This is a genomic window from Paenibacillus sp. sgz302164 (assembly GCF_056120505.1).
This window is the reverse complement of the sequence record NZ_JBVYOL010000008.1, coordinates 229989-253373: the sequence shown is the minus strand read 5'-3', so window position 1 is coordinate 253373 and position 23385 is coordinate 229989. Positions and strand designations below refer to the sequence as shown.

Annotated in this window: 18 protein-coding genes; 1 reads left to right on the top strand and 17 read right to left on the bottom strand. The window is 54.0% G+C overall.

The features are described 5' to 3' along the window. Window positions 1–4 precede the first annotated feature (4 nt). The 12 genes from AC0LWT_RS15635 to AC0LWT_RS15580 all read right to left on the bottom strand — a co-directional run bounded on the left by AC0LWT_RS15635 (window position 5) and on the right by AC0LWT_RS15580 (window position 14042). Window positions 5–1015, bottom strand: coding sequence for a glycosyltransferase family 2 protein (locus AC0LWT_RS15635; RefSeq protein WP_474682186.1), 1011 nt, complete (start codon window positions 1013–1015; stop codon window positions 5–7). 5 nt (window positions 1016–1020) lie between these two features. Next, on the bottom strand, window positions 1021–1881 hold the full coding sequence (locus tag AC0LWT_RS15630) for a glycosyltransferase family 2 protein (protein WP_474682185.1): 861 nt from the start codon (window positions 1879–1881) through the stop codon (window positions 1021–1023). A 33-nt stretch (window positions 1882–1914) separates the two neighbouring features. Beyond that, on the bottom strand, window positions 1915–3252 hold the full coding sequence (locus tag AC0LWT_RS15625) for an oligosaccharide flippase family protein (RefSeq protein ID WP_474682184.1): 1338 nt from the start codon (window positions 3250–3252) through the stop codon (window positions 1915–1917). Between the two features lie 51 nt (window positions 3253–3303). Further along, on the bottom strand, window positions 3304–4233 hold the full coding sequence (locus tag AC0LWT_RS15620) for a decaprenyl-phosphate phosphoribosyltransferase (RefSeq protein WP_474682183.1): 930 nt from the start codon (window positions 4231–4233) through the stop codon (window positions 3304–3306). A gap of 37 nt (window positions 4234–4270) precedes the next feature. Next, window positions 4271–5236: an aldo/keto reductase gene (locus tag AC0LWT_RS15615; RefSeq protein ID WP_474682182.1), complete on the bottom strand. Its 966-nt coding sequence runs from the start codon at window positions 5234–5236 to the stop codon at window positions 4271–4273. Between the two features lie 1181 nt (window positions 5237–6417). After that, window positions 6418–6501: a YjcZ family sporulation protein gene (locus AC0LWT_RS15610; RefSeq protein WP_474682276.1), complete on the bottom strand. Its 84-nt coding sequence runs from the start codon at window positions 6499–6501 to the stop codon at window positions 6418–6420. A 90-nt stretch (window positions 6502–6591) separates the two neighbouring features. Further along, the gene (helD, locus tag AC0LWT_RS15605; RefSeq protein ID WP_474682181.1) at window positions 6592–8865 is read right to left on the bottom strand and encodes an RNA polymerase recycling motor HelD; all 2274 of its coding nucleotides are present in this window, start codon (window positions 8863–8865) and stop codon (window positions 6592–6594) included. A gap of 53 nt (window positions 8866–8918) precedes the next feature. Beyond that, window positions 8919–9890: an ABC transporter ATP-binding protein gene (locus AC0LWT_RS15600; protein WP_474682180.1), complete on the bottom strand. Its 972-nt coding sequence runs from the start codon at window positions 9888–9890 to the stop codon at window positions 8919–8921. 68 nt (window positions 9891–9958) lie between these two features. Further along, window positions 9959–10750 carry an ABC transporter permease gene (locus tag AC0LWT_RS15595; RefSeq protein WP_474682179.1) on the bottom strand — a complete coding sequence of 264 codons (792 nt, stop codon included), beginning with the start codon at window positions 10748–10750 and terminating at the stop codon, window positions 9959–9961. After that, the gene (locus AC0LWT_RS15590) at window positions 10747–11523 is read right to left on the bottom strand and encodes an ABC transporter permease (protein ID WP_474682178.1); all 777 of its coding nucleotides are present in this window, start codon (window positions 11521–11523) and stop codon (window positions 10747–10749) included. The genes AC0LWT_RS15595 and AC0LWT_RS15590 overlap by 4 nt, the downstream gene beginning before the upstream one ends. A gap of 139 nt (window positions 11524–11662) precedes the next feature. Beyond that, the gene (locus AC0LWT_RS15585; protein WP_474682275.1) at window positions 11663–13660 is read right to left on the bottom strand and encodes an LTA synthase family protein; all 1998 of its coding nucleotides are present in this window, start codon (window positions 13658–13660) and stop codon (window positions 11663–11665) included. A 64-nt stretch (window positions 13661–13724) separates the two neighbouring features. Next, window positions 13725–14042, bottom strand: coding sequence for a c-type cytochrome (locus AC0LWT_RS15580; RefSeq protein ID WP_474682177.1), 318 nt, complete (start codon window positions 14040–14042; stop codon window positions 13725–13727). 848 nt (window positions 14043–14890) lie between these two features. Between AC0LWT_RS15580 and AC0LWT_RS15575 the strand changes: the two genes are divergently transcribed. Beyond that, window positions 14891–16246 (top strand): hypothetical protein, encoded by a 1356-nt coding sequence (locus AC0LWT_RS15575; RefSeq protein WP_474682176.1) that lies wholly within the window; start codon window positions 14891–14893, stop codon window positions 16244–16246. 24 nt (window positions 16247–16270) lie between these two features. On the opposite strand, the gene arfA is transcribed toward AC0LWT_RS15575, so the two are convergent. From arfA to AC0LWT_RS15550, 5 genes are all read right to left on the bottom strand, one after another. After that, window positions 16271–17782 carry an arabinosylfuranosidase ArfA gene (gene arfA, locus AC0LWT_RS15570; RefSeq protein WP_474682175.1) on the bottom strand — a complete coding sequence of 504 codons (1512 nt, stop codon included), beginning with the start codon at window positions 17780–17782 and terminating at the stop codon, window positions 16271–16273. Between the two features lie 242 nt (window positions 17783–18024). After that, entirely contained in the window at window positions 18025–19110 is a 1086-nt protein-coding gene (gene bglB / locus AC0LWT_RS15565) for a beta-galactosidase BglB (RefSeq protein WP_474682174.1), read from the bottom strand. Continuing rightward, window positions 19101–21638 carry a hypothetical protein gene (locus AC0LWT_RS15560; protein ID WP_474682173.1) on the bottom strand — a complete coding sequence of 846 codons (2538 nt, stop codon included), beginning with the start codon at window positions 21636–21638 and terminating at the stop codon, window positions 19101–19103. Before AC0LWT_RS15560 ends, bglB begins: the two co-directional genes overlap by 10 nt. Window positions 21639–21646: 8 nt before the next feature. Continuing rightward, on the bottom strand, window positions 21647–22462 hold the full coding sequence (locus AC0LWT_RS15555; RefSeq protein ID WP_474682172.1) for a carbohydrate ABC transporter permease: 816 nt from the start codon (window positions 22460–22462) through the stop codon (window positions 21647–21649). Further along, window positions 22462–23379, bottom strand: coding sequence for a carbohydrate ABC transporter permease (locus AC0LWT_RS15550; protein ID WP_474682171.1), 918 nt, complete (start codon window positions 23377–23379; stop codon window positions 22462–22464). Before AC0LWT_RS15550 ends, AC0LWT_RS15555 begins: the two co-directional genes overlap by 1 nt. Between the last annotated feature and the right edge of the window lie 6 nt (window positions 23380–23385).

The window sequence follows — 23385 nt, the reverse complement described above, 5'->3', positions numbered from 1 at the left end:
ATGGTCACTCCCCGTATTTATATTTAAGACGAAACTCTTTGCTGCCGAAATATTCGAAAAAACCGCGTACGAAGCCCCAGAAGCAGACGGCCGTAATTCCCCAATGCACACCGATAAAATAGAGCGTGAACAGCAGCCCCTTCTCCTTGAGCACAAACACATACTGTCCGAAATCCGTCAAAATGAAGATCGCAAGACTTGCGATCAGCATGTAGAAGAAATAAGGATGGACGACGGATAAGGGCAGCAGCAGCGTGCTGAGTCCGACGAACAACATACCGAGCCCGCGAAGCGGGGTTTCGAATCCTTTGGTAAATTTCTTGCGGTGGAAGTAAAAAGGAATCCGCTGCCGGGCACGCTCATGCATTTTTCTCGCCAGCCGTTTGAACCGGTGCTCTTCATCGTGATAGCCCATGACCGCGCTGGTCAGGAGAAGTTTGTATTTCTCATTGATGCGATGGCCAAATTCGATATCCTCGGAATTGTTCAGCTTTTGGTCGAAGCCGCCGAGCTCGATAAATACCGATTTCTTGACCGCGCCGAGAGAGAAGAAGCCGGCCGTCACATACCCTTCCGAGCTGATCCGCCAATAATAGTTCTGCAGTGTCCGGTATTCCTCGAACAAGCTGTCGTTGAACAGCGCTTCCTTCGCATAGATGCCGCAGACCGAGCCAAGCGAAGGGTCAAGTTCGAAGGCGCGGACCGTATGCTCGATCGCATCGGGGAACAGGGCCACGTCGCTGTCGAGGAAGAACACAATCTCGCCCTTCGCGTGGGCAACGCCGGTATTGCGGGCTGCGGAGACGCCGTTGTTCTTCGTTTGAATGATGGTGCACGGATACTGCCGCGCGATCTCAACGGAATTGTCCGTACTGCCGTCGTCGACCAGGATAACCTCGATCGGCTCGTAGGTTTGATGCATCAGCGAATCCAGACATTTGGGCAACGTTTTCGAGTAGTTATAGTTCGGAATAATGATAGAAACCAAAAGATCGCGGTTCATGCCATGGCTCATACCATTCACCCCTTCCATTGTTCTGCAGCCGGCTTCTCCTGCATAATCTGCCGGTTTATACTGAGGCCGAACAGCTTGTGCTTAATGTAGAAGACCGACAGTACCCAGTACGTCAGGCTGAATTTATATTTGTTCATCATGTACTTGAGATTTTTCATCGACTGCATCGTCCGCTCCGCCACGTTGAAGCTGCTGTCATGGAGCAGATGATAGCTTCTGATGCTGCTGTCCTTGTTGAACGCCAGCCGGAGCCTGGAGAGACGGATGCCCAGATCCAGATCCTCATGCCCCCAGCCCTTGAAGTTGTCATCGAACATACCTACCTTAATCAGATGCTCCCTGCGGACCGATACATTGCCGGTATAGAACGACAGCCAGTTGAGCCTGCTGGTCGGCTTGATCGGCAGCGGCTTATGAAGCTCCTGATCGACCAGTTTCGCCTGCAAAATCGCCAGCCGCTCCTCCTGATTGCCATACTGGAACAGCTCCTCGATTTCCTTCTCCGTAAACAGCACATCCTGTCGCTCGCCAAGCAGAATGCACGGCTTCCGCTGCCCTTCGATATGCTTCTTCACGAAGTCCGCCCCCGGTACCCGGTCGTCGTCGAGGAACACAACGATCTCGCCTTTTGCCTTCTCGATCCCCAGATTGCGGGCAGCCGACCGGCCGACATTTTTCCCGCAGACGACCATGACCGGCTTATAGGCGAATTTCAGCTCCCTGAACGCCGCCACCATCGCCGGGTCGCAGCCGTCGAACACAACAATCACTTCCGCATCCCGGTCAATCTGACCCTCCAGCCCCTGCAGCGTTAACCGGAGCCGGGACAGCTTGTCCTTGGTCGGTATGACAATACTGATCTTCATACGCCCTCATCCTCCATCATCCGGGAGTGCCTTTTAGGCCTGCATCTGCTGTATGGAAGCCGTCTGTCTCGCCTGCTTGAGATACTTGAACCGAATCAGCAGGACGAACGTTCCGAGCAGTACGCATTGGGTGATAAGGTTCGCGACCATCGTTCCCCAAATCCCGTTATATTTCGTCAATACCAAATACACCGCAATCAATAAGGGCAGCGGAATGCCAAGTGCCGTCAGACACATCATGGCCCCCTTCTTCCCCTCCATGGAGAATACCGAATGGAAAATCCAGTAGATGAAATGAAACCCTGTACTCACGGATACCAATCCGACATACGTCCAGTTCAGCGGATACCCTTTGCCGTAGAAGAACAGCAGCACGACACACAGCAGCATGTTGCCGATGATCGCAACCGGAAGCAGCAGCGGGATGAACCTGACGATCAGGCTGTACACCCTGCCCTTGTCCAACTGAGCTACCGTCGGCAGAAAGACGACCGCGAACACCTCATGGAACAGAAGATTGAAGAAGTTCTTCACATTGACCTGATAGACCGAATACATGCCCACGTCATAGCTGGAGCAAAAATAATTGACAATGAACAAGTCGCTGGCAAACAGAATGTTCGAGAACAGCAGACTGATCATGGTCACGCCGCCATACCGGTACAGCTTCCCCGCCATCTCCTTGGAGAAGGTGAATTTGCTGCCCCGCAGCCCAATCAATGCGATGAGTGTGAACAGCACGAAGCTGACGATCAAAGCGATAATGAAATACGGGTACGTATCCAGCCGGGTATAGCAGGCCAGCACGATGATGAAGAACACGCATGTGCCGATTAATTTGGCCACACTGAGCAGGAAGAACTTCTGCTTCGCCCTCAGCACCGATTCGGACACCATCGAGAAATTAAGCGCCACTGCGAACACAATGCTGAGCGTCCACTCCGTCGCCGATATATGCCCGAACACATTCATCGCCTGGGTCACACTGAGATACAACGCCGTCCATAGAATGACCAGTATCGTATTGCAGACCACAATCGTCCCTATGATCTGCTGCTCCTGCAGCTTGTCCTGCTCGGAGGGCTGGTCGGAATAGGCCGGGTAGTACTTGATGGTCGAAAGATGAATGCCGAATACCATTGGAATGATGAGGAAATACGCGATATTTTGCACCAGAGTGATATCCCCGAGGGCAACGACACCCAGATGCCGGGCAGCCAAAATGAGGCCGGCAATATTCAGAACAGCCGCTACCATGCGGAAAATAAACACGGTGCCCAAATTGCTGAAAAAGCTTGCGATCGCCCGATTGCTCAACAATCCGGAGGCGAGCCTGCCTGCGCGTTCCCGGGACAATGCCTTCATACTCATATTCATCTACCCTATTTCCACTTGGATTGGTTGTACTGCCGCCGCTTGCGGCTACACGATCACATTGCTCTGCAGAGATACGTAGACGACAAGCCACAGCAGCAGGATCAGGCGCATCGGCTTGTCCCTGAGCAGCACAAGCTCCGGACTTTCCCCGTATTCGGTTTTATTAGTCAGGTACTGATATCTTAGAATGCCGTACAGAACAAGGGGGATGGTGACAATCAAATACTTGGATTGTGTCTCGTTGATGATGAAGTAGGAGTAGGTGAGAATGGAGCAGGCGGTAAGCATCGGGATAATTTCATTGAGCAAGCCGATCGAGTATTCGCTTAAGCTTTTGCGTGTGTGCGTGGAGTGGTCTGCCAGCGTCAAAATTTCTTTGCGCCGTTTATTGAAGCCGAGGAACAAGGTGAGGAAGGCGATGCTGAGCAGGAACCAGATGGATACTTTGCCGCTCGTAACGAGACATCCGGCCAATGCCCGCAGGACGAAACCGATTGAGATAATGATGACGTCGATCAGTACATACCGCTTGAGCTTGAAGGAGTAGAAGAGGTTGAGGATAAAATAACTGAGAATGACTGCCCCGAAATAGATGTTCAACAGAAAGGACAGCACCAGCGTGCATGGCCCCAGAATAAACAGGATCACAAGCGCTTGATGAATCTTGATATGTCCTGCCGGCAGCGGCCTCATCTTCTTGACGGGATGAAGCCGGTCAGCCTCAATATCGACAATATCGTTGATGATATAGACGCAGCTTGAGATGCCGCAGAACAGCAGTAAGGCCAGTATGGTGTTCTCGACCATGCCGATAGTCATCTGGTGGAACGAAATCAGAACGCCGGCGAAAATAAAGCCGTTCTTCGTCCACTGCTTGTACCGCAGCAGCTTCATGATGTGCCCGAACAACGGCATTCGGTGCTTAACGTTTACCCAGATCTTGGGAATCGTTGCAATGGTTTCATCGCTATCCATATAGGGTTACACCCCTTTTCTATTAAATTTCATTGTGTTATATCGCAGCAGCCGTATTCAATCGATGGAGCTGCTCAGGGCTGAGAACAACCTCAAGCGCATCCAGATTCTCCTGAAGCTGCTCTACAGTGCTCGCTGCAATAACCGGAACAACCGGCGGCTTGCTTTGGAGCATCCATGCCAGAATGACCTGGTTTTTCGTAGCCCCCGTCTCTTCGGCAATCTCCCTCAATACCCGAATACGCGCCTCGGCGTCCGCTCCGGTGTACTGATGGGGAAGCTCGCGGTCCGAACGGGTGTATGATCCGTTAAGCAGCGGGGAATACGACAACAGCGTCACATCGTCATGCGATGAGCAGTACTGCAGCATTTCGTCGGATACACTGATCTGCACGTCGAAATCCGCTCCCGGCTTCGGACGCAGGTACGTATACCGCTGCTGGATGCAACTATACGGTGTCCAGCCATTGGCATGCGCAATCGCTTTGGCACGTTCCAGCCGGTAGGTATAGTGGTTGCTGCAGCCCAGCGTCCGGACCTTGCCTGCCTTGACCAGCCGGTCGAACGCTTCAATCGTCTCCTCAAGCGGCGTGCTCATATCGTCGATATGCGCATAATACAGATCAATGTAGTCAGTTTGCAAACGGGTCAGACTTTCGTCGACAGCCTTCATAATCGCAGCAGCGGACAGTCCTTCCTTGGCATCGAAGCCGCCTCCCTTGAAGGTCGGGTTCGCGCCGACTTTCGTCGCGAGGAAGATTCGGTCGCGGTTGCCGCGCTCCTTCATCCACTCCCCAAGCAGGGTTTCACTCTGGCCGCCTACGCCCGCTTCGCTCCAGAATGCGTAGTTGTTGGACGTATCCAGAAAGCTGCCTCCTGCATCCAAATAGCGATCCAGCAGTCCGTACGATACCTCTGTGTTGTTGCGTGTGCCAAAATTCAAGCAGCCCAAACAGATTTGGCTTACATTGGAGCCGCTTTTGCCCAGTTGTACCTTTCTCATCAATAACCCTCCCTTTATTGGCGCAGAGCAGTTGTCCTTGCTCTCTCGCCTTCTTTCCTTGCAGCTCCTGTCTGGCCCGCATCTGTGAGTATAACCTCATTCGAGGCCGTTACCGGTACCGGTACTCACCTCCCTCATAAAATAAAAAATAGAGATGCATTTGCAATAGAATCGTTTGCATTGCCGTTGCAGTACTGTATGAAATTTTGTCAACATTTAAGTTGCAAACGATTCTCACTTGTAGTGTGACGCTAGGATGTTCCATTTTTCAACACTTTTGGCGGATTTCATTGATCTGGTGCCCTGGGCACATGACCAAGTAATAAACGGGAATGTTCCGCAAACGGATACTATCGAGCATGCGATGGAAATAATTGTATTTTTCATGTAGGATAACACAAATTGAATGCTTCCGCTTGTGTCCAAGGAAGCAATTGCGGCTGCGCTCCCGGGCGAAACGACTGACCTAAGTCTTGGGACACGCATCTCAGTTTGTAGCTATTTGTCGAAAAAAACGTTGTTAGAAAAATCTCTACTCTATCAAGGTCTTTCGAAGATGAGCGACAGCGTTTACATAATCTTCATCTCCGATCCGCATTGCGGGCCGCTTTTCAACAAATCGCGCCGCCGGAGCCTTGGCTTTTCTGCTGTGAGTTGAGCATCATGACTGCATATAGGCTGCTAACGCTGCATAGCACCCGTCATTTCGCATACACATACCTTCTACTTAGGTTCACCGGACAGACTTCTAGCGGCATACCTGTCAACGCTACGGAAAACCTGCAAAAGTGCATCTTTTTGCGCCTTAGTACGCTTGCCGCGAGGAATTCCTGCAAATGTGCAGGCTTTTCATCGGACACGCGGGCTCGGGGCCGCTTTTACCGAAAATTCCTGCACTTTCGCAGGCTTTTCGCCAAAACGAGCCACTTTCGCGGAGAAAGCCTGCACTTCTGCAGGTTTTGCAGACGAGTGGCCGCTCCCCCACGCAGCTTCGCAAAAACGGCACAGCGAACAAGCTGTGGGCGGAAGCGTCCCTTTTCAGCGGTGGGATACTCTGCGCAGTGTAATTTTTATCAAAAAAAGGCCCGATGAGCAATCTCATCAGGCCCTGCCCGGCTTGGACCGGCAGACCAAACCAAACCGAAACCGTTGTCGCTCCCCCGTCATGATCCCGCCCGGAATTAGAACGTGCGCAGGATGATAACCAACAGGATGAAAAGCACGAGAATAACAGCCGTGTTCGTGTGGAATCCGAAATGTGACATGGTTATTCCTCCCTTCCGCGCATGGAACTTTACCGTTCCCGCTTGATACATATCGTATGAGGCACAGGGCGGATGGGTATGGACTGCCGTCTATATTTCCGAAAGAAAAGGGGTAAGCGCCCCTCTGTAAAACAGATCCAGATGATGCTGCGCCCGGGTGCAAGCCGTGTAGAACAGCTTGCGCTCCTTCGGCTCCGCGTAGACATCGGCCCCGGCGTCGTAGAGGATCACCGCGTCGAACTCGAGCCCTTTGGCGAGGTACGCGGGCACGACCATGACGCCGGCCTCGTAGTGCTGCGTCTGCTTGCTGATCCGCTGCAGCTCCGGCAGCAGCGGGAGCAATAGCCCGTGAGCGCGGACGGCCTCGCTCTCGGTCTTGCAAATGACCGCGACGGACCCGGCTCCGCCGCCCAAGCGCTTGCGGACAGCCGCCGCCACCTTGCGGCTGAGGTCGGCTTCGTCCGCCGCGCGCTCCGTCTGCGGCGGCTCGCCGCTCCGGCTGAACGGCTCGACGGGCTCGCCGTGCGGCAAAATCCGGCTGGCGAAATCGGTGATTTCGCGGGTTGAGCGATAGCTTTTGACCAGCCGGACGGTTTCCGTTTCCTGCTCTTTCATCAGCTCACTGATGGAGGCGAACTCTCCGCCCTGATCCGCGTGCGTAAAGATGCCCTGGTTCCAGTCCCCCAGCAGGGTAAAGCGCGCGCGGGGGAACAGTTTTTTCAAATACGCGTAATGAAAAGGCGAGTAATCCTGCGCCTCGTCGACTACGACGTAGCGGATCGTGTTGACCGTCTGCTGGCCTTCGATCAAGCCTTTCAGGTACACGAGCGGCGTGGCGTCTTCGTACAAAATCCGCTCCTGCCCGAGCCGGGCGGCGGCGAATGCGCGAATCGTCTCCCAGACCGCAGGGACCGCTTGCCCGGCGGCCCCAGTCAACTGCGCGTGGAGCGCAGCATTTTCGTACAACTCGCGGTACATGCCGAGCACATCGATGTACGCCAGATTGCGGGCCCGCTCCTTGAGCGGCTCGATCGCCCGGTGCGCCTTGGCGCGGCTCATTCGCTTCATTTCCTGCTCGGTGCCCAGGTAAGTCGGCTCTTTGGTCATTTTGCGGTAAAACCGCTTTTCCGCGTCGGCCTGAATGCCGTTCAGCCTCTCCACAATCCACTCGGTAAGGTGCTCCATCCGGTCGCCGAGCGACTGATTCGAAGCTTTGCCGTAAAAGCGGCCGCTGAGCTCCTCTGCGGAGAGCAAAACTTTGCGGCCGACCGCGAAGTCGCGGAAGCGGATGCCGGCGGTTTTCAACTTTTCGCCGTACGCTTCGATAACTCCGAGAAAAGCCGCCGACGTTTTGTAGCGGATGCTTTCCAGCCGGGCCGCATAGTCCGGGTCCCGCTCGCTCCCGGTCAGCAAATATTCAAGCTGGTCGTACGGGTCTTCGGCCGACAGGCCTGTCCCTTCAAGCTTGTGCGTCAAATAGTCCTGAAAAGTCGTCTGCTGCATGTTCGTTTCGCCGAGCTCCGGCAGGACGTTGGACACGTAATCGCTGAACAGCGAGTTCGGAGAAAACAAAATCATATTATCGGCGCTGAGCGTCGTCCGGTATTTGTACAGCAAGTACGCGATGCGCTGCAGCGCGACGGACGTCTTGCCGCTGCCCGCGGCGCCCTGCACGACGAGCACTTTGTGCCGGTCGTCGCGGATGATCCGGTTCTGCTCGCGCTGGATCGTCGTGACGATGCTGTGCATCTTCTCGTCGGCGCTGCGGCTGAGCATCTGCTTCAGCATGTCGTCGCCGATGCTGATCCCGGTGTCGAACAGATCCTGCAGTTCGCCGCCTTTGATGATGTACTGCCGCTTCAGCAGCAGTTCGCCGCTTACGTCCATCTCCGGCGTCCGGTAACCGGCCGGCCCCGGCGGAAAATCGTAAAACAGACCGGATATCGGGGCGCGCCAGTCATAAATCAAAATCTCATCGGTTTGCGGATCGACGAAGGAGGTCAGCCCGATATAAATTCGCTCCGGGCGGCTCTCCCCTTCCTCTGCAAAGTCGATGCGGCAAAAATAAGGCGCGTCCACTACGCGCGTCAGCTTGCGGAGTGCGTCTGCCGCCAGCCTGTAGCTGCGCTCCTGGCGAGATAGCGCAATGCTTTGCTGCGTAATGCTGGCCGCCGTTTCAATGACATCGTCGTCGTTATCGGCGTTCACCGAAATATCGTCCCAGAAGTTGCGGCGGATCGCCGATACGTCCGACTGGCGGGTATCCACGGTTTGGGCAAGCTCTGCGATGCGCGTTACCATCCGTTCCCGGACTCCGGCCAGCCGGCTTGCTTCCTGCTGCCGCTCCTGTTTGTCTATAGCCATGCGATAATGTTCCTTTCCTCAAAGCTTGATCGTTTTATGAAGATATGCTTACTTTACTTATACACCCCATGGATCAATTCTTCAAATTCGGGCTCTTCCATGTGCACGTCGTCGATCTCGCCCCACTCGCTGACCGTGTTCAGCACCTCCATCGCTTTCAGCTCCCGGCGGTTGCAGGCCAGCGTAAGCGTGCGGTCTCCCTGCCCCTCGATGCGGAACGGAAGCTCGCGGCCGGCCGGAACCCGGTAGCCGCCGCGAAACGTAATCTTTATCATCGTCGGCAGGCCGATTCTCTCTCGCAACTCGCCGATCGAGCCGTCGTAACCGATCTGGCCGTGGTTGATGACGATAACCCGCTTACAAAGCTGCTCGATATCGTCCATGTCGTGCGTCGTGAGCAGAATCGTTTTGCCGAAATCGCGGTTCAGCGCCTCCAAAAAGCCGCGTATGCTGCGCTTGGCCACGACATCGAGGCCGATAGTAGGCTCATCCAGAAACAAAATATCCGGATCGTGCAGCATCGCCGCGGCCAAATCGGCCCGCATCCGCTGACCGAGCGAGAGCTTGCGCACGGGCGTGTGCAGGAACTCGCCAAGTCCGAGCAGTTCCTCCAGCTCTCCGAGCCTGCGGCGGGCGTCCGCTTCCTCGACCCGGTACATCGCCGTCAATATTTCGTAGGAATCTTTGACAGGCAAATCCCACCACAGCTGGCTGCGCTGCCCGAAAACGACGCCCAGGCGGCGGACGACGCGCCTTCGGTGCTTTTGCGGGCTCAGCCCGTGAATCAGCACCTCCCCCGATGTCGGGTGAAGGATGCCGGAGAGCATTTTGATCGTCGTCGATTTGCCCGCTCCGTTCGGGCCGATGTACCCGACGAATTCCCCGGATTCCACGGTAAAGCTCACGTCGCGCACCGCTTCTTTTTCCCGGTACTTTCTAGAGAACAAGCTCCGCAGCCCGGCAAATTTTCCTTCTTGGACGAGCGGGGTTTTGAATGTTTTGCGCAGATTCGTTACGGTAATCAAAGAGATCGCTCCTTTTATCGTTTCCTCACCGCACAGCGTTACCCGCGAACGGCTTCCGGTCCGCTGCGTCAGCTTCCGGTGCTTTGGTAGTGGGACATGCCTATTTTCCACACTCGTAGCGCTATCAGCAGCGCAGCGCATGCTGCGGCCGCCGTGACGGCGATAAGCCACATCCCGCCCTGCTGCCGCAAAATATACAGTGAAGGGATGTAGTTGACAAAACCGACCGGAATGAGTACGAGCAGCATGCCTTGCAGCCATTTCGGATATAAAGCGAGCGGATAGCGCGAGGCGGTCTGGGCCGCGTCCTCCGTCATGTTTTGCAGCGCTTCGATGCGCGTCAGCCAAAAACCGGCCGCCGCCGTGGCAAGCCCGATGGCAAATAATAGAACCGCGCCGGTCAGGATGATCAGCGCAGTGAGCGGAACGGAAGCCCATCCGATCTGCCCGGAGGCCATCAGCGCCCGCATGGATATCGCGAGCAGCAGCAGCCCTTGCCCCGTTTCGGCAAGCAAAAGCTTTACGTTCTGCGTCATGAGCGCGAGCAGCACCGGAACGGGCCGGGTCAAAAGCGCGTCAAGATCTCCACTGACGAGATATTTTTCCAGATGGTGCACGTCCGAGGCAAAAGAGCGGTAAATCGCTTTGGACATCATCATTACGCCGTACAAGTAGCACACTTCATAGAGGCTCCAGCCTTTGACATTGCCGAACCGCATCATGACCAGCGCGACCATCAAAAATTCGGAAATATGTACCATGGAAGCCATGAGCATTGAAAAAATAAAGTTGAATTTGTACTGCATCTGCCCTCGAAAGCTGGAGCGGACGAGCAGCAAATATAGCTTCAAAGCGTTCATCCTCCCTGCACCTCCAGCTTTTTGCGGGCCCAGCGTGTAAGCGCCAGACAGGCACAAGTAAACCCGATGCACCATAAGAGGGCGCCGAGTGCGTCAGTTCCTTGCTCAAGCTGCATATAGATTCGGGTCGGAACGTAGATCAAATAGGGATAGGGCGACAGCGAGCTGACCGTGCGCAGCCATGCCGGAAGCCACTCCAAAGGGATAAAAAAACCGGATAACAACATGCTCAGCGCATAATTGACCCAGTACAGCCAGCGGGATTCGGTTGTCCAGAGAGCGGCGACGCCGATCAAGTAATTGATGCAAATGGAGATGTAAGCTGCAAAAACGAGTGCTGCCGCGGTCCAAACATAGACGGAGCCGCGATCCGGATGCTTCAGGGAGAAGATGAAGAAGTAGAGGATGTAGATCGGTAAAAATTTGTACAAAAACTGGTAGACTATCTGTCCCCATTCCCGGCTCATTGCCTGATAAAACAAATGAACGGGGCGCATGAGATCGAGCGCAATTTGACCGGTTCGCACCGATTGTTCGAGGCCGAGCCCATTGGTAAGAAACAGGGTGAGCCATAGTATGGACTGGTTAAAAGCGATGTAACCGACCATTCCTTGCCGGCCGTAAGCGCCGAGCGATGCATCTTGGCCCAGTCCGGTCCAGATGCTCACGTAAATGAAGCCGAAAGCCATGCTGACCAAATTGTGCAGCAAGTGCGAGCCGCGATACTGCAAATTTCTCGCGTACGCCTTGCGTGCCAGCACCGTGAAGAGCATGTAACACCTCCTGGTAACAATTGGTATTCATTGCAGCCGCCGCGTAGAGAGAGCGTTTTCTATATTATCAAAATTACCCTGGAAATGGCAAGCAAAAAAACATCCCCTCACTTTAATGTGACGAGGATGTTTCTCTTGATTACTGCGATTTGCCTGCGGCCGCCGGAGTATGTGCGGCTTCCTCCGCCAAAACCGTTTCTTTGTCAGGATCGGTACTGTAGCTCGGGATTGCGGCTTTGGTCAAATAATCATGGTCGATATAATCGGCTAAATATTGCTTGCCGAACAGCAAATCGTACTGCATGTTCCGATAATCGTCAATCATCTGTTTGGCCGAATCGGGGGCTTTCGCATGCAGCTGCTGGTTGCTGTCGACAACCAGATTGCTCAGCATGCCCGGGATTTGCGCGGAAAGCTGGGCATCCATCGAGAAGTTGGCCGGTTTTTCCATATTCAGCCGGTCGAGTACGTGGGCGCCCAGGAAAGAGTTGCTGAGCACCGGAATTTGTTCTTTCGGCATATCGAAATTCGACCACATGACCATTGGGACGCTGTGCATTTTTTTCAACTCTTCCAGCGACCACTGCGAATCGTTGCCTGACTGGATGAAGCCGGACTCGTGATACACTTGGTAATCGTAGCCCAGCATCGGAAGGTGGTCGCCGTAGAACACAATCAAAGTCGGTTTATCCGATTTCTGAAAATGGTCGATCAAAAGCTGCAAGCTCTGATCGGCATCGTGGGCGCCGTGCGTGTACGTTTCCAGAATCGATTTGGCCGAGTCGGACAAAGGTCCCTGCACCTTGATCGGATTGTCTCCGTAGCGGTTCTCGTCGTAAGGACCGTGATTTTGCATCGTTACCGCATAAATGAACATCGGCCGGTCCGACTTATCGACTTCCTGCATGATGGAGCGGGATACTTCGTCATCGGAGATGTAATAGCCTTTGACCTCGGGATTGACAAAGTTCTCGCTGCTTTTGAAGCCTTCGAAGCCAAATTGCTTATAGACGTTGTTGCGGTCCCAGAACCAGCCTTCGTAGGAATGGATGGCCAGGCTTTTGTAGCCTTTGCCTTCAAAGTAGCTGGCCAGGCTCGGCACCGGTTTCGTGACGTATTGCTGGTACGGAATGGAGCCGCCCGGCAAAAAGCTCATGGAATTCCCCGTAAGCACCTCGAACTCCACGTTGCTCGTGCCGCCGCCGAATTGCGGGGACAGCAAAAAGCCTGAGGACGATTCCTTTTGCAGACGGTGGATGGTCGGAACGGGATCTTCGCTGAAATTGACGTTCGTCAGCAGCGTCGGGTCCCAAAACGCTTCATTCATGACAAAAATGACGTTCGGCTGTTTGCCGTTAATGAGCCCGTCACCGGTCGAAGACTTCAGCGAGGCGTTCTGAATATGGCCGGCTACAGTCGCCATGGCTTCGCTGCTGTAGGTCGGCGGCTTTTGCACGATCGAGTTTTTGACATTCATCGTAAAAGCGAGCGCCAGCCCGTTATCGGTATAGTTTTCGCTCTGGTTCCAGGTGATTTCATTGACACCTGCGCGATCGAGAATGTTCCCGGCCAGCGTTGTTTTCACGCCGAACGCGTATAAAGCATAGAGGGAAAACAGACCTAAGGCGATACGCCCGAAGATGGGCAGCGACAAACGCGGTACGATAAAGCGCAGCAGCAAAATGACGACGAACAGCAGCGCGACGGATACGATCCGGATCAAAGCGGCTTTGCCTGTCACAAGTGAGGCGATGCTCATGCTTTCTTTATTCAGCAGGATGTCCCACGGAAAAAAGGGCTCGCCGATCAATCTTGTTTTCATATAACTGATTAACGATACGGTACCCAGCAGCAGCGTGCTTATTCCCATGGATACGATCAGCGAACCGAGAATGGCATAAATCAAACTGTACACGCAAAATGCCAAAAACACATTCAGCGCAAAATACACTTTATTGGACATGACCCAATCCAGCGTTTGATGGATCGAACCGCGCACCAAATACTCGATTCCCAGTATGGACAACAACGGCGCAACTATCAGCATACAAATAATAAGGCTGTAAGCGCTAATACGGTTTTGCTTCAGCGTAGTGTATACGAAGTTTTGGGGCCGAAAGGTCAAGCGCATTTTCATCACTCTCCTTCAGCCCCCTATTGTAAATGATATTTATGAAGAAATTGTGAAGGCTTTGTGAAAGTTACTTCATCGCTGCCAGCCAGGCCGCGAGCGCTTTTACATCTTCATCCGTCATGCTTACCTGAAAAGGAGGCATACCGCCCCCGCCCTTTTGGATGCGGAGAATCAAATCTTCTTCATCCAGTCTGTCTCCGATCTTTTGCAAGCTTGGCCCCTTGGCGCCCTGCAGATTGCCGCCGTGACAGGACATGCAGTAATTTTTGTACAAAGTTGGCGCATCCGCCTTGACGGACTCCACCGCGGGGGCCTGTCCCCCTTGCTGGCCGCAGCCGGAAAGAAATACCGTCAGCCCGATCAAGCAAATCGGCAAAAATTTCATAAGCGATAACTCCCTGTCTTTTTTCCACCATGATACCAAACCACGCGGTGTAAAATAAAGGGATCGCCCGGCAAGAGCTGCCTAAGCCCCGCACAAGTTTATGGTGCATCGAAATTCCAATTTTTATTCTTGGCGATTGAGAGAGCAGAATTGTTGAGAGTCTTTCGAAGATGAGCGGGGGCGCTCGGAGGTTGGCGGCTTGGGTGGCCGACCGCCGTCATGCAGCTCGCACCGCGCACTGGGAGCCGCGCGCGGTATGAGGCTCCGCCGCTCATAGGCAGGGCTGGAGAAACCCGCACAGTGGGGGCCGGTAGAACAATGCTGCCTGGCTTTGCGCAGAGGAAGCCTGCAAAAAGAATCCCGCACGTCGGGGCCGATAGCCTATGCTGCCTGGCTTTGCGTGAAGAAAGCCTGCGAGAAAGACACCCGCACGTCGGGGTCTATAGCACAATGTTGCCTGGTTTTGTGCGGAGAAAGCCTGCAAAAAGAATCCCGCGCGACGGGGCCGATAGCACAATGCTGCCTGGTTTTGTGCGGAGAAAGTTTGCGAGAAAGACACCCGCACGACGGGGCCTCAGTAGCACAACGCTGCCTAGCTTTGCGCGGAAAAAGCCTGCAAAAAGAATCCCGCGCGACGGGACCGATAGCACAATGCTGCCTGGCTTTGCACGGAAAAAGCCTGCAAAAAGAATCCCGCGCGACGGGACCGATAGCACAATGCTGCCTGGCTTTGCACGGAAAAAGCCTGCAAAAAGAATCCCGCGCGACGGGACCGATAGCACAATGCTGCCTGGCTTTGCACGGAAAAAGCCTGCAAAAAGAATCCCGCACGTCAGGGCCGATAGCCTATGCTGCCTGGCTTTGCACGGAAAAAGCCTGCAAAAAGAATCCCGCGCGACGGGACCGATAGCACAATGCTGCCTGGCTTTGCACGGAAAAAGCCTGCAAAAGTGCAGTTTTTTGCTTGTCGATACGCCGAGAGCGAAAAATTCCTGCAATTGTGCAGGCTTTTCACCCGCGCATGGGCTCAAGGCTCATTTTCGGCGAAAATTCCTGTACTTTCGCAGGCTTTTCGCCAAAACGGGCCATTTCCTCAGAAAATTCCTGCACTTTTGCAGGTTTTCCACTGGCCCGGTGCCCGCCAAGCCGCCTCACGCCTATCCGCTATGCAACCGTTCCATCCACGCTGCGCCTCGACCGGCGGCGCGCTTTGCGGCGCCACACGGCGTAGGTCCAGACCCCACGCCCGGCATAAAAGCCGGTGCATTTTCGCCGGATTTCGGCGCCCCCCCATCCGCATGGTTACCTGGCTTTGCGTGAAGAAAGCCTGCAAAAGCGCAGTTTTTTGTTTGTCGATACACCGGGAGCGAAAAATTCCTGCAATTGTGCAGGCTTTTCTTCCGCGCATGGGCTCAAGGTTCATTTTCGGCGAAAATTCCTGTACTTTCGCAGGCTTTTCGCCAAAACGGGCCATTTCCACGGAAAATTCCTGCACTTTTGCAGGTTTTCCACTGGCCCGGTGGCCGCCAAGCCGCCTCATGCGGCTCCGCTGTGCAGCCGTTCCATCCACGCTGCGCCTCAACCGGCGCTTTGCGGCGCCACACGGCGCAGGGCAAGACCCCATGCCCGGCATAAAAGCCGGTGCATTTTCGCCGGATTTCGGCGCTCCCCCATCCGCATGGTTACCTGGCTTTGCGCGAAGAAGCTTGCGAGAAAGACACCCGCACGTCAGGCCTATAGCACAATGCTGCCTGGTTTTGCGTGAAGAAAGCCTGCAAAAGTGCAGTTTTTTGCTTGCCGATACACCGGGAGCGAAAAATCCCTGCAATTGTGCAGGCTTTTCACCCGCGCATGGGCTCAAGGCTCATTTTCGGCGAAAATTCCTGTACTTTCGCAGGCTTTTCGCCGAAACGGGCCATTTCCACGGAAAATTCCTGCACTTTTGCAGGTTTTCCACTGGCCCGGTGCCCGCCAAGCCGCCTCATGCGGCTCCGCTGTGCAACCGTTCCATCCACGCTGCGCCTCGACCGGCGGCGCGCTTTGCGGCGCCACACGGCGCAGGGCAAGACCCCAGCACGCCCGGCATAAAAGCCGGTGCATTTTCGCCGGATTTCGGCGCGCCCCTCCATCCGCACGAATGCCCGGCGGACTCCCTCCCCGGCTCCCGCCAAAGCAAAACAGCCCTCATCCTCGTCAGAGGATAAGGGCTGCCTAAAACCGACCGCCGGTTACGCCAATTTCAAGCGGATGACGTTCCAGGACGCTTTGGCCAGCGTCGCCTGCACTTGGCCGCCGCCCGCGACGGCGGCGTCGCCTCCGCCATGCGGCTTCACGCGGTCCGGCGCGTCTTGGGTATTGGCCGCTTTAATGTCGTCGTGCTCAAGCACGATATGCTCGATCACTTGGCTGGAGCCAAAGCTGCGCAAATCCAGCTCCAGCGGCAGCGCCTCCTGCAGATGGCGGTTGACTGCGAATACCGTCACTTCGGAGCGCTCTTCGTTATGCACCGCAACCGCCTCCAGGTACGGCACATCGGTATAGTCCTTCGCGTCGTACTTCGGCGATTGAATCAATGGAACGAGCGCCGTTCCGCGGCCGAATACGCTCGCATGCATGTACGGGTAGTAAATGGTCTGCTTCCACGCCGGCCCGCCGTTAGCCGTCATAATCGGCGCAATGACGTTGACCAGTTGGGCCATGCAGGCCATTTTCACGCGGTCCGCGCGTTTGAGCATGCTGATCAGCATGCAGCCTACGAGCAGGGCGTCTTCGTGGTTATAAACATCTTCGAGCTGCGGCGGCGCGATGCTCCAGGGCTCGATTTTGCGGTCCGCGTCATGGGAATGATACCAGACGTTCCACTCGTCAAAGGAAAGGTTGATTTTCTTTTTGCCGCGCTTTTTCGCCTGTACATAATCGCATGTGGCGATGACCGTATGAATAAATTTATCCATGCCGAGCGATTGGGCGAGGAAGTTCGCCGTATCGTTGTCGTGGTTGCCGTAATACTGGTGCAGGGAAATGTAGTCGACATGATCGTAAGTATGGTCCAGAACGGTCGATTCCCATTCCGGGAAAGTCGGCATCTTCAGCGAAGAGCTGCCACATGCGACGAGCTCGATCGTCGGATCGACCCACTTCATCACCTTGGCCGTTTCATTGGCGATGCGGCCGTATTCTACAGCTGTCTTACTCCCGATTTGCCAAGGTCCGTCCATTTCGTTGCCCAGACACCACGTTTTGATGTTATGCGGGTCTTTGTAGCCGTGCTCGATGCGCAGATCGCTCCAGTAGCTTCCCGACTTATGGTTCGAGTATTCCATGATCTCCCGCGCTTGATCCGGTCCGCGAGTGCCCAGATTGACGGCCATCATCGCCTGCGTGTTCGCTTTGCGGCACCAATCCATAAACTCGTTCAAGCCGAACAGGTTCGGCTCAACGGTCCGCCAGGCCAACTCCAGGCGCTTTTTGCGCTGTGCGACCGGTCCCACGCCGTCCTCCCAGTTGTAGCCGGAGACAAAGTTGCCGCCCGGATAACGGACAATCGGCACGTCCAGGCCTTTCACCAATTCCAGTACGTCCGCGCGAAAACCCTGCTCATCCGCCTGCGGGTGCCCCGGCTCGTAAATGCCGCCATAGACAGCCCGGCCCAAATGTTCGATAAACGATCCATAAATGCGCGAATCGACTTCCCCGATCGTAAAATCTTTGTCTACAATCATTTTCGCTTTCTGGGACATCAAAAACACCTCTTCATTTAGTTAATAAAAACATAAATTGATTAATAAAAATATGATATAAATGTATTAAACAACAATTTGTTATCGTTTTCAAGCTTTTTCTTTATACGGCAAACCGAACTAAACAAACAATAAAAAAGCGGCCTAAGTCTTCAATAAGACTTAAGAACCGCTCTTTTTACAGCTGAGGCCAATTGAACGCATCAAGGACCATCGGGGCATGAGCCCCCTAATATTTGCCGTCAGCTGGAACTATTGGCGTAACGCAAGCCTTCCATCAAAATCAAAAGCGTTAGCGCTTGACCGTAAGTCATGGGAGAAATCGGAATGTCCTTGTAAAATTGGGCGTCATTGCCGACCGGCGTGCCGTAGGAAACCTCCTGAACTACCCCGTTCGCGTCGATTCGATCCAGCACAGCCTGCAGCGCCTTAAGTCCGGCCGGCAAATCATCCTGCTGCAAATAGCCTTTGCGGACAGCCTTCAAAATCCCGTAGCCGAAAGCGGCCGTGCACGACGTTTCCACATAGGACGACGGATCGTCCAGAACCGTATGCCACATGCCGCCCTTTTCCTGAAGCGCGCCCAAAGCTTGAACCTGACTGCGCAGCGTGTCGAGCAAATACTGCTTGATTCCGTCCTCCAGCTCCGCCATGTCCAGGAAATCTACGATGCCGCAAGTATACCAGCCGTTGCCGCGCCCCCAGCGTACAGCCCCGTAATTGTGCCTTCCATTGAAGTCCCAGCCGTGAAAAAACAGTCCGGAATGGCGGTCGTACAAATATTTGATGTGGACGAGGAGCTGTTTTTTCGCTTCTTCGACATATTCCGGGCGCTTAAAATATACGCCGGCCTTCGTCAGGAAAAGCACGGTCATGAACAAGGTATCGATGAGAATTTGCCCGTCGTTCGGGTCCCCGCTGATCATATGCTGAAACGCGCCGTCCCCGGTCCTGATCAATCCGTTGTCACGGTCCATGATCCAGCCGCTCCACTCTTCGCATACCCGGATATATTCCTCTTTGCCCGTAATCTCGCATAAAGCAATAAGCGTTAAAAGCGGCGAGCAAGTGTTCACGTTTTTCTCGGGCAAGCCTTCGCGCAGGCGGGCGTCGAACCACTCCTGCAAAAACTGAAGAGTGTCCGCATCCTTCGTCTCTTCGTAATATTGATACATGCCGTAAAGGCCGACGCCTTGAGGCCATTCCCACAGATGAATATCAATAAGCCCGATGGGATAAATCTCGTCCATTCCTTCGTTTTTCATGAATTTCATCGCATTGGAGACGCGTTGTATCGCGCTGATCATCATGTCTTGATTCAATTGCATGAAGCCACCCTTCCTTTTCGCACCAATCGGCCTTGTACTCCGCAGTCCTTGATTTGCACGGCCTCACTGTTCACAACCAGTGGCTCCCGCCAACCGAAACGGGCTTCCCCGTAAACGGCATCGTCCCAGCGAATTTGCAGCAGCTCTATCGACGCTTCTACTGGCGTCTTGATCATGCTGTCGACGAACTGCTCGAAAGATCCGAATTCCCCGCGATCCGCCGCCCTTACCAGCCAAATATTGCGCCGCCCTTTGGAAATGAGCTCGCGTCCCCGGTTCGTGCCCTCCTGCGTAAGCTCAAGACCGCCTGCGGCATACACGGCGCAATAGGCGCCATCGGTCTCGCCGAAAAACCAGGAGCCTCGGCGCTCTGTGCGGGCAAACGCATAAGTCGGGAAGTAGGCATGCGTATAATCCGCGTCGTGCTCCTCGCCGATATCGAACAGCAGAATTCCCAGTCCCTTGTACTGCCCGACTTTCGGCAAGTAGCCGTTCCCTGCCCAGAAGCATGGCCGGCCTGAGCCGTGAGGATAGATCTCTCCGGGATGGTTCACCCAAACCTGAACCACTGGGGAAAATGCCAGATTCAGCACGTGTTCCTGATATCCTTTCAAGCCGGGGCGAAAATCGGAAATGCTCGACATCGCGAACGAGCTTGTCCGGTAGTGGCTGAGCTTGGCGTAGCCGTCTTTTCCTTGTTCGAGCTGAAACTCCATCTCCTCCTCCGGCTGCAGCAAAGTCAGACCGGCAAATTCCTGCGGCGGCGTATAATCCGACAAGTACACCGACACATTAAAGGTCGTGCTGTTCACATTGCCTATACCGTAGCCGACCCAGATCAACGAGGTCGTACCGGCAGCATGGTTGCCGAACAGCTCCTTCTCGTAGCTGCGGCCGAACGTCGAGGTCAAATAACCTTGATGGGCTTCGGCAGCCATGTAGTAATACAAGAGATCCATTGCCTGCTTGGCCTTCTCCCGCAGTACCGGCAGCTCGGCCAGATCATAGAGCTGAATCAGTCCGAGGAAATCGATTGGAATGTAGGCGTTAGAATTCCACTCGGCTAACCCTTCGTCGAAGAAGCGCTCGAACCAGCCCTGCAGCTGCTGTTCCGCTTTCTTCTGCCTTTGACGGCCTGTCTCGCCACTGCTGGCAAACTTGTCGTCAGGGAACAGCTGGCCTGCCAACAGCTGGCAGCTGTGGAACAGCAGCGCGTGGTTTTCGCTGAAAAACCACATGACATCGTCGCCCGGCTCATCGATCCAGTACCGGAAGCCGAGAATCGTTTCCTTAATCTGCGACCAGAAACGGTCGTCGAACAACCCGCTTTCGCGGTAGTCCCGCCAAAACCGGAACAAGGCGATTAAATAGAAGTCGGCGCAATCCCGCCTCTCCTGAATGCCGACGAGTCCTTGAAGAATCATCTCCCGGGATTGTTCGGGAGCGCCGCCGGTTTTCAGCTTGGCAATGGCGGAATGGATGTTGGGGATACCAAGTTCGGCCACACACGCCAGCGCCGCCCGTTTGCGTTCTTCCACAGTCATGTCCTGGCTAAGCAGGGGCTGGAACCGGTTGTTGTGCAGCTCGATGCCGAACAGCTTGCGTACCGCAGCTTTGCCGACATGAGCGACCAGTTCAAAGTACTTGTAGTCGATTCCGAAATCGTCCGTATGGCCGAGAACCAGATTCCGCTCCCCGGGCTCCAGATCCCGCTGCATCGAATGCCGGCCGTCAAAGAAGCTGACGTAATTCACGTCAAAAGTAAACTTTTGGCTGAACGGCTGTTCGAAAACAATCCGAATCTCCTCATCCGTAACGCTGTCTTTCGGGAAATAAGCCCGGTCTAACGCATCCTCGATGCCCTGCACAGCCTCCGCCGTTTCCGAATCCGCAAGCGGGATTCGAAGCTCAAGCGAAGCGTCTCCCGTATATTCCAGCGTAAAATGGTACAGCGTATCCCGCTCCGCCAGATCCTCATGGCAGACGAAAAACGTGTTCTCCCCGGCTTCAAGCTCCACTTCCACCTGCGTCTTTTGTTCGATATTTCTTGTGAAAGGCGTGAAATCGCAGACCAGACGTCCGTTCACCCATAACGCAACTCCGCCGCACGTTTTCAAGTTGAACACGGCTTTATGCGCAGAGGGACTGACAACTACCGTATAGCCATATCTCAGCATATGAGTCGGCACGTAATAAAAGCCGGACTCTTCAACGCGCGAGTTCCCCCACGGGAAATAAACGCTCCATTGCGCTTCCGAATTCCAAAGGGCAAAATGTTCTCCCAGCGCAGGCGGGGCGGCGAACGGAAGCTTCGGCTCGGACGCCCGTCTCTCGTTTACAAATTCCTTGCGGCAAGGATTTTCATGGATGGAAAAGCCTTTAATCAGCCAATCGTTGATATCCCCTTCCATCGTCATCGGTTCGAACCGCACGTTACGGGTTAAAATGCCGGTGATCAGCCAACGGTTGATAACGCGGTGCCGCAGCTGCAGCGGGGCATAAGCCAAATAGTTACTGCCGGTTGTCATTTATGAAATCATCCTTTCATGCCAGATGTGGCGATGCCTTGTACAAATTGCCGCTGGAAAATCAGGAAAACCGCAAGCACGGGAATCATCGTGATCGTGGACATGGCCAGCAAGCTTCCCCAGTCGACGTTGTATTCTCCGATAAAGTTCGATATGGCCAGTTGGATCGTATATTTGGCAGGATCGCTAATCACGATGAGAGGCCACAAGAAGTCATCCCAACGCCACATGAACGAGAATATCGCCAGAACCGCAATAATCGGCTTGGCCATCGGCAGTATGATGCGCCAAAATATTTTCCATTCCCCCGCACCGTCAATGCGCGCAGCCTCCAGCAGTTCATCCGGGACGGACAGCAAGTACTGGCGAACCAGAAATACCCCGGTGGGCGTAGCGGCGGGCGGAATGATGATGCCGAGCAGATTGTTGTACAGCCCCAGAAAAGAAATGACTTTAAAGATCGGAATCATGATAACCTCAAGCGGTATCATCAACGTGGAAATAAATCCGACCAGTAGGATCGTATCGCCTTTAAAGCGATATTTGGCCAGCGCGAATCCCGCCATCGTATTGATCAACAGCAGCAGCAGCGTAGACGCAATTGTCACAATCGTGCTGTTGAGAAAATACGTTCCGAAATGCCCTTTATCGAAAGCGCTGATAAAGTGCTCCAACGAAAAAGTCGGAGGAATTAAAGCCGGCGGCCAGCTGTACAAATCGGTTTTCGTTTTGAAGGAAGACAACACGGTCCAAAGGACGGGAAATATCCAAAACAAAGCCAATGCGATTAAAATCGCATAAGTTCCAATGCCGGCTTTTCTCACTAGTTGACCCCTCCTTTGGAAAGACGGAATTGCAGCGCCGAGAAAATCCCGATAATGGCAAAAAGAACGACCGACATGGCGCTCGCCATCCCCAGCTCCTGCTTCGTAAAACCGATTTCATAAATGTACTGCACGATAAATGTCGTTGACTTGCCGGGGCCCCCGCCAGTAAGAGCATACATGAGCGGATACGACTTGAAGGCGTCGATGAGCGAGATCATCAACACAAGTACGCTCGTCGGCTTGAGCAGCGGCAAAGTAATATTCCGGAATACTCTCCATCTGGAAGCTCCATCCAGGTTGGCGGCCTCATACATATCCACGGGAATCGCTTGAAGTCCGGCAATAAAAATAACCATGAAAAACCCGACCCTGGACCATAATGTGGCGATGATGACCGACAAATTCGCATACAGCGGAGAAGTCAGCCACGATACCGGGTCGAATCCCATTGCAGTCAGCAGGTAATTCAAAATCCCGAACGAATCTCCAAAAATCCATTTCCACGTCAAACCGACAATAATAAACGAAATCATCGTCGGCCAATAAATGCTTGCGCGAAAAAATCCCATCATCTTTACTTTGCGAATAAGAAGCACGGCAATCCCAAGGGCTGCGACATAGATTCCGGGAACGACAATCGCCGCATAAAGCCCGGTGCGGCCAAGCGCCGCCCAAAATTCGCTGTCGGCAAGAACCTCCGCGTAATTTTCAAAGCCCAAAAATTTCATTTCATTTAATCCGTCATACTTATGAAAGGAATAAATAAGGCCTACGATAGCCGGAATCACAATAAACGTTAAGAAAATAACGAAATTGGGCAAAATGAAAAAATACGGGGCAAGCAGCCTTTTCAACTTTTCCTTTTTCCACGAGGAGCGCGGATTGTTCCTTTGCTTGGTCAATGCCGGAGACACCCTATC

Coding starts and splice junctions, on each gene's coding strand:
- AC0LWT_RS15635 (WP_474682186.1), bottom strand. CDS start 1,015: ATGAGCCATGGCATGAACCGCGATCTTTTGGTTTCTATCATTATTCCG.
- AC0LWT_RS15630 (WP_474682185.1), bottom strand. CDS start 1,881: ATGAAGATCAGTATTGTCATACCGACCAAGGACAAGCTGTCCCGGCTC.
- AC0LWT_RS15625 (WP_474682184.1), bottom strand. CDS start 3,252: ATGAGTATGAAGGCATTGTCCCGGGAACGCGCAGGCAGGCTCGCCTCC.
- AC0LWT_RS15620 (WP_474682183.1), bottom strand. CDS start 4,233: ATGGATAGCGATGAAACCATTGCAACGATTCCCAAGATCTGGGTAAAC.
- AC0LWT_RS15615 (WP_474682182.1), bottom strand. CDS start 5,236: ATGAGAAAGGTACAACTGGGCAAAAGCGGCTCCAATGTAAGCCAAATC.
- AC0LWT_RS15610 (WP_474682276.1), bottom strand. CDS start 6,501: ATGTCACATTTCGGATTCCACACGAACACGGCTGTTATTCTCGTGCTT.
- helD (WP_474682181.1), bottom strand. CDS start 8,865: ATGGCTATAGACAAACAGGAGCGGCAGCAGGAAGCAAGCCGGCTGGCC.
- AC0LWT_RS15595 (WP_474682179.1), bottom strand. CDS start 10,750: ATGAACGCTTTGAAGCTATATTTGCTGCTCGTCCGCTCCAGCTTTCGA.
- AC0LWT_RS15590 (WP_474682178.1), bottom strand. CDS start 11,523: ATGCTCTTCACGGTGCTGGCACGCAAGGCGTACGCGAGAAATTTGCAG.
- AC0LWT_RS15585 (WP_474682275.1), bottom strand. CDS start 13,660: ATGAAAATGCGCTTGACCTTTCGGCCCCAAAACTTCGTATACACTACG.
- AC0LWT_RS15580 (WP_474682177.1), bottom strand. CDS start 14,042: ATGAAATTTTTGCCGATTTGCTTGATCGGGCTGACGGTATTTCTTTCC.
- AC0LWT_RS15575 (WP_474682176.1), top strand. CDS start 14,891: ATGCTGCCTGGCTTTGCACGGAAAAAGCCTGCAAAAAGAATCCCGCGC.
- arfA (WP_474682175.1), bottom strand. CDS start 17,782: ATGTCCCAGAAAGCGAAAATGATTGTAGACAAAGATTTTACGATCGGG.
- bglB (WP_474682174.1), bottom strand. CDS start 19,110: ATGCAATTGAATCAAGACATGATGATCAGCGCGATACAACGCGTCTCC.
- AC0LWT_RS15560 (WP_474682173.1), bottom strand. CDS start 21,638: ATGACAACCGGCAGTAACTATTTGGCTTATGCCCCGCTGCAGCTGCGG.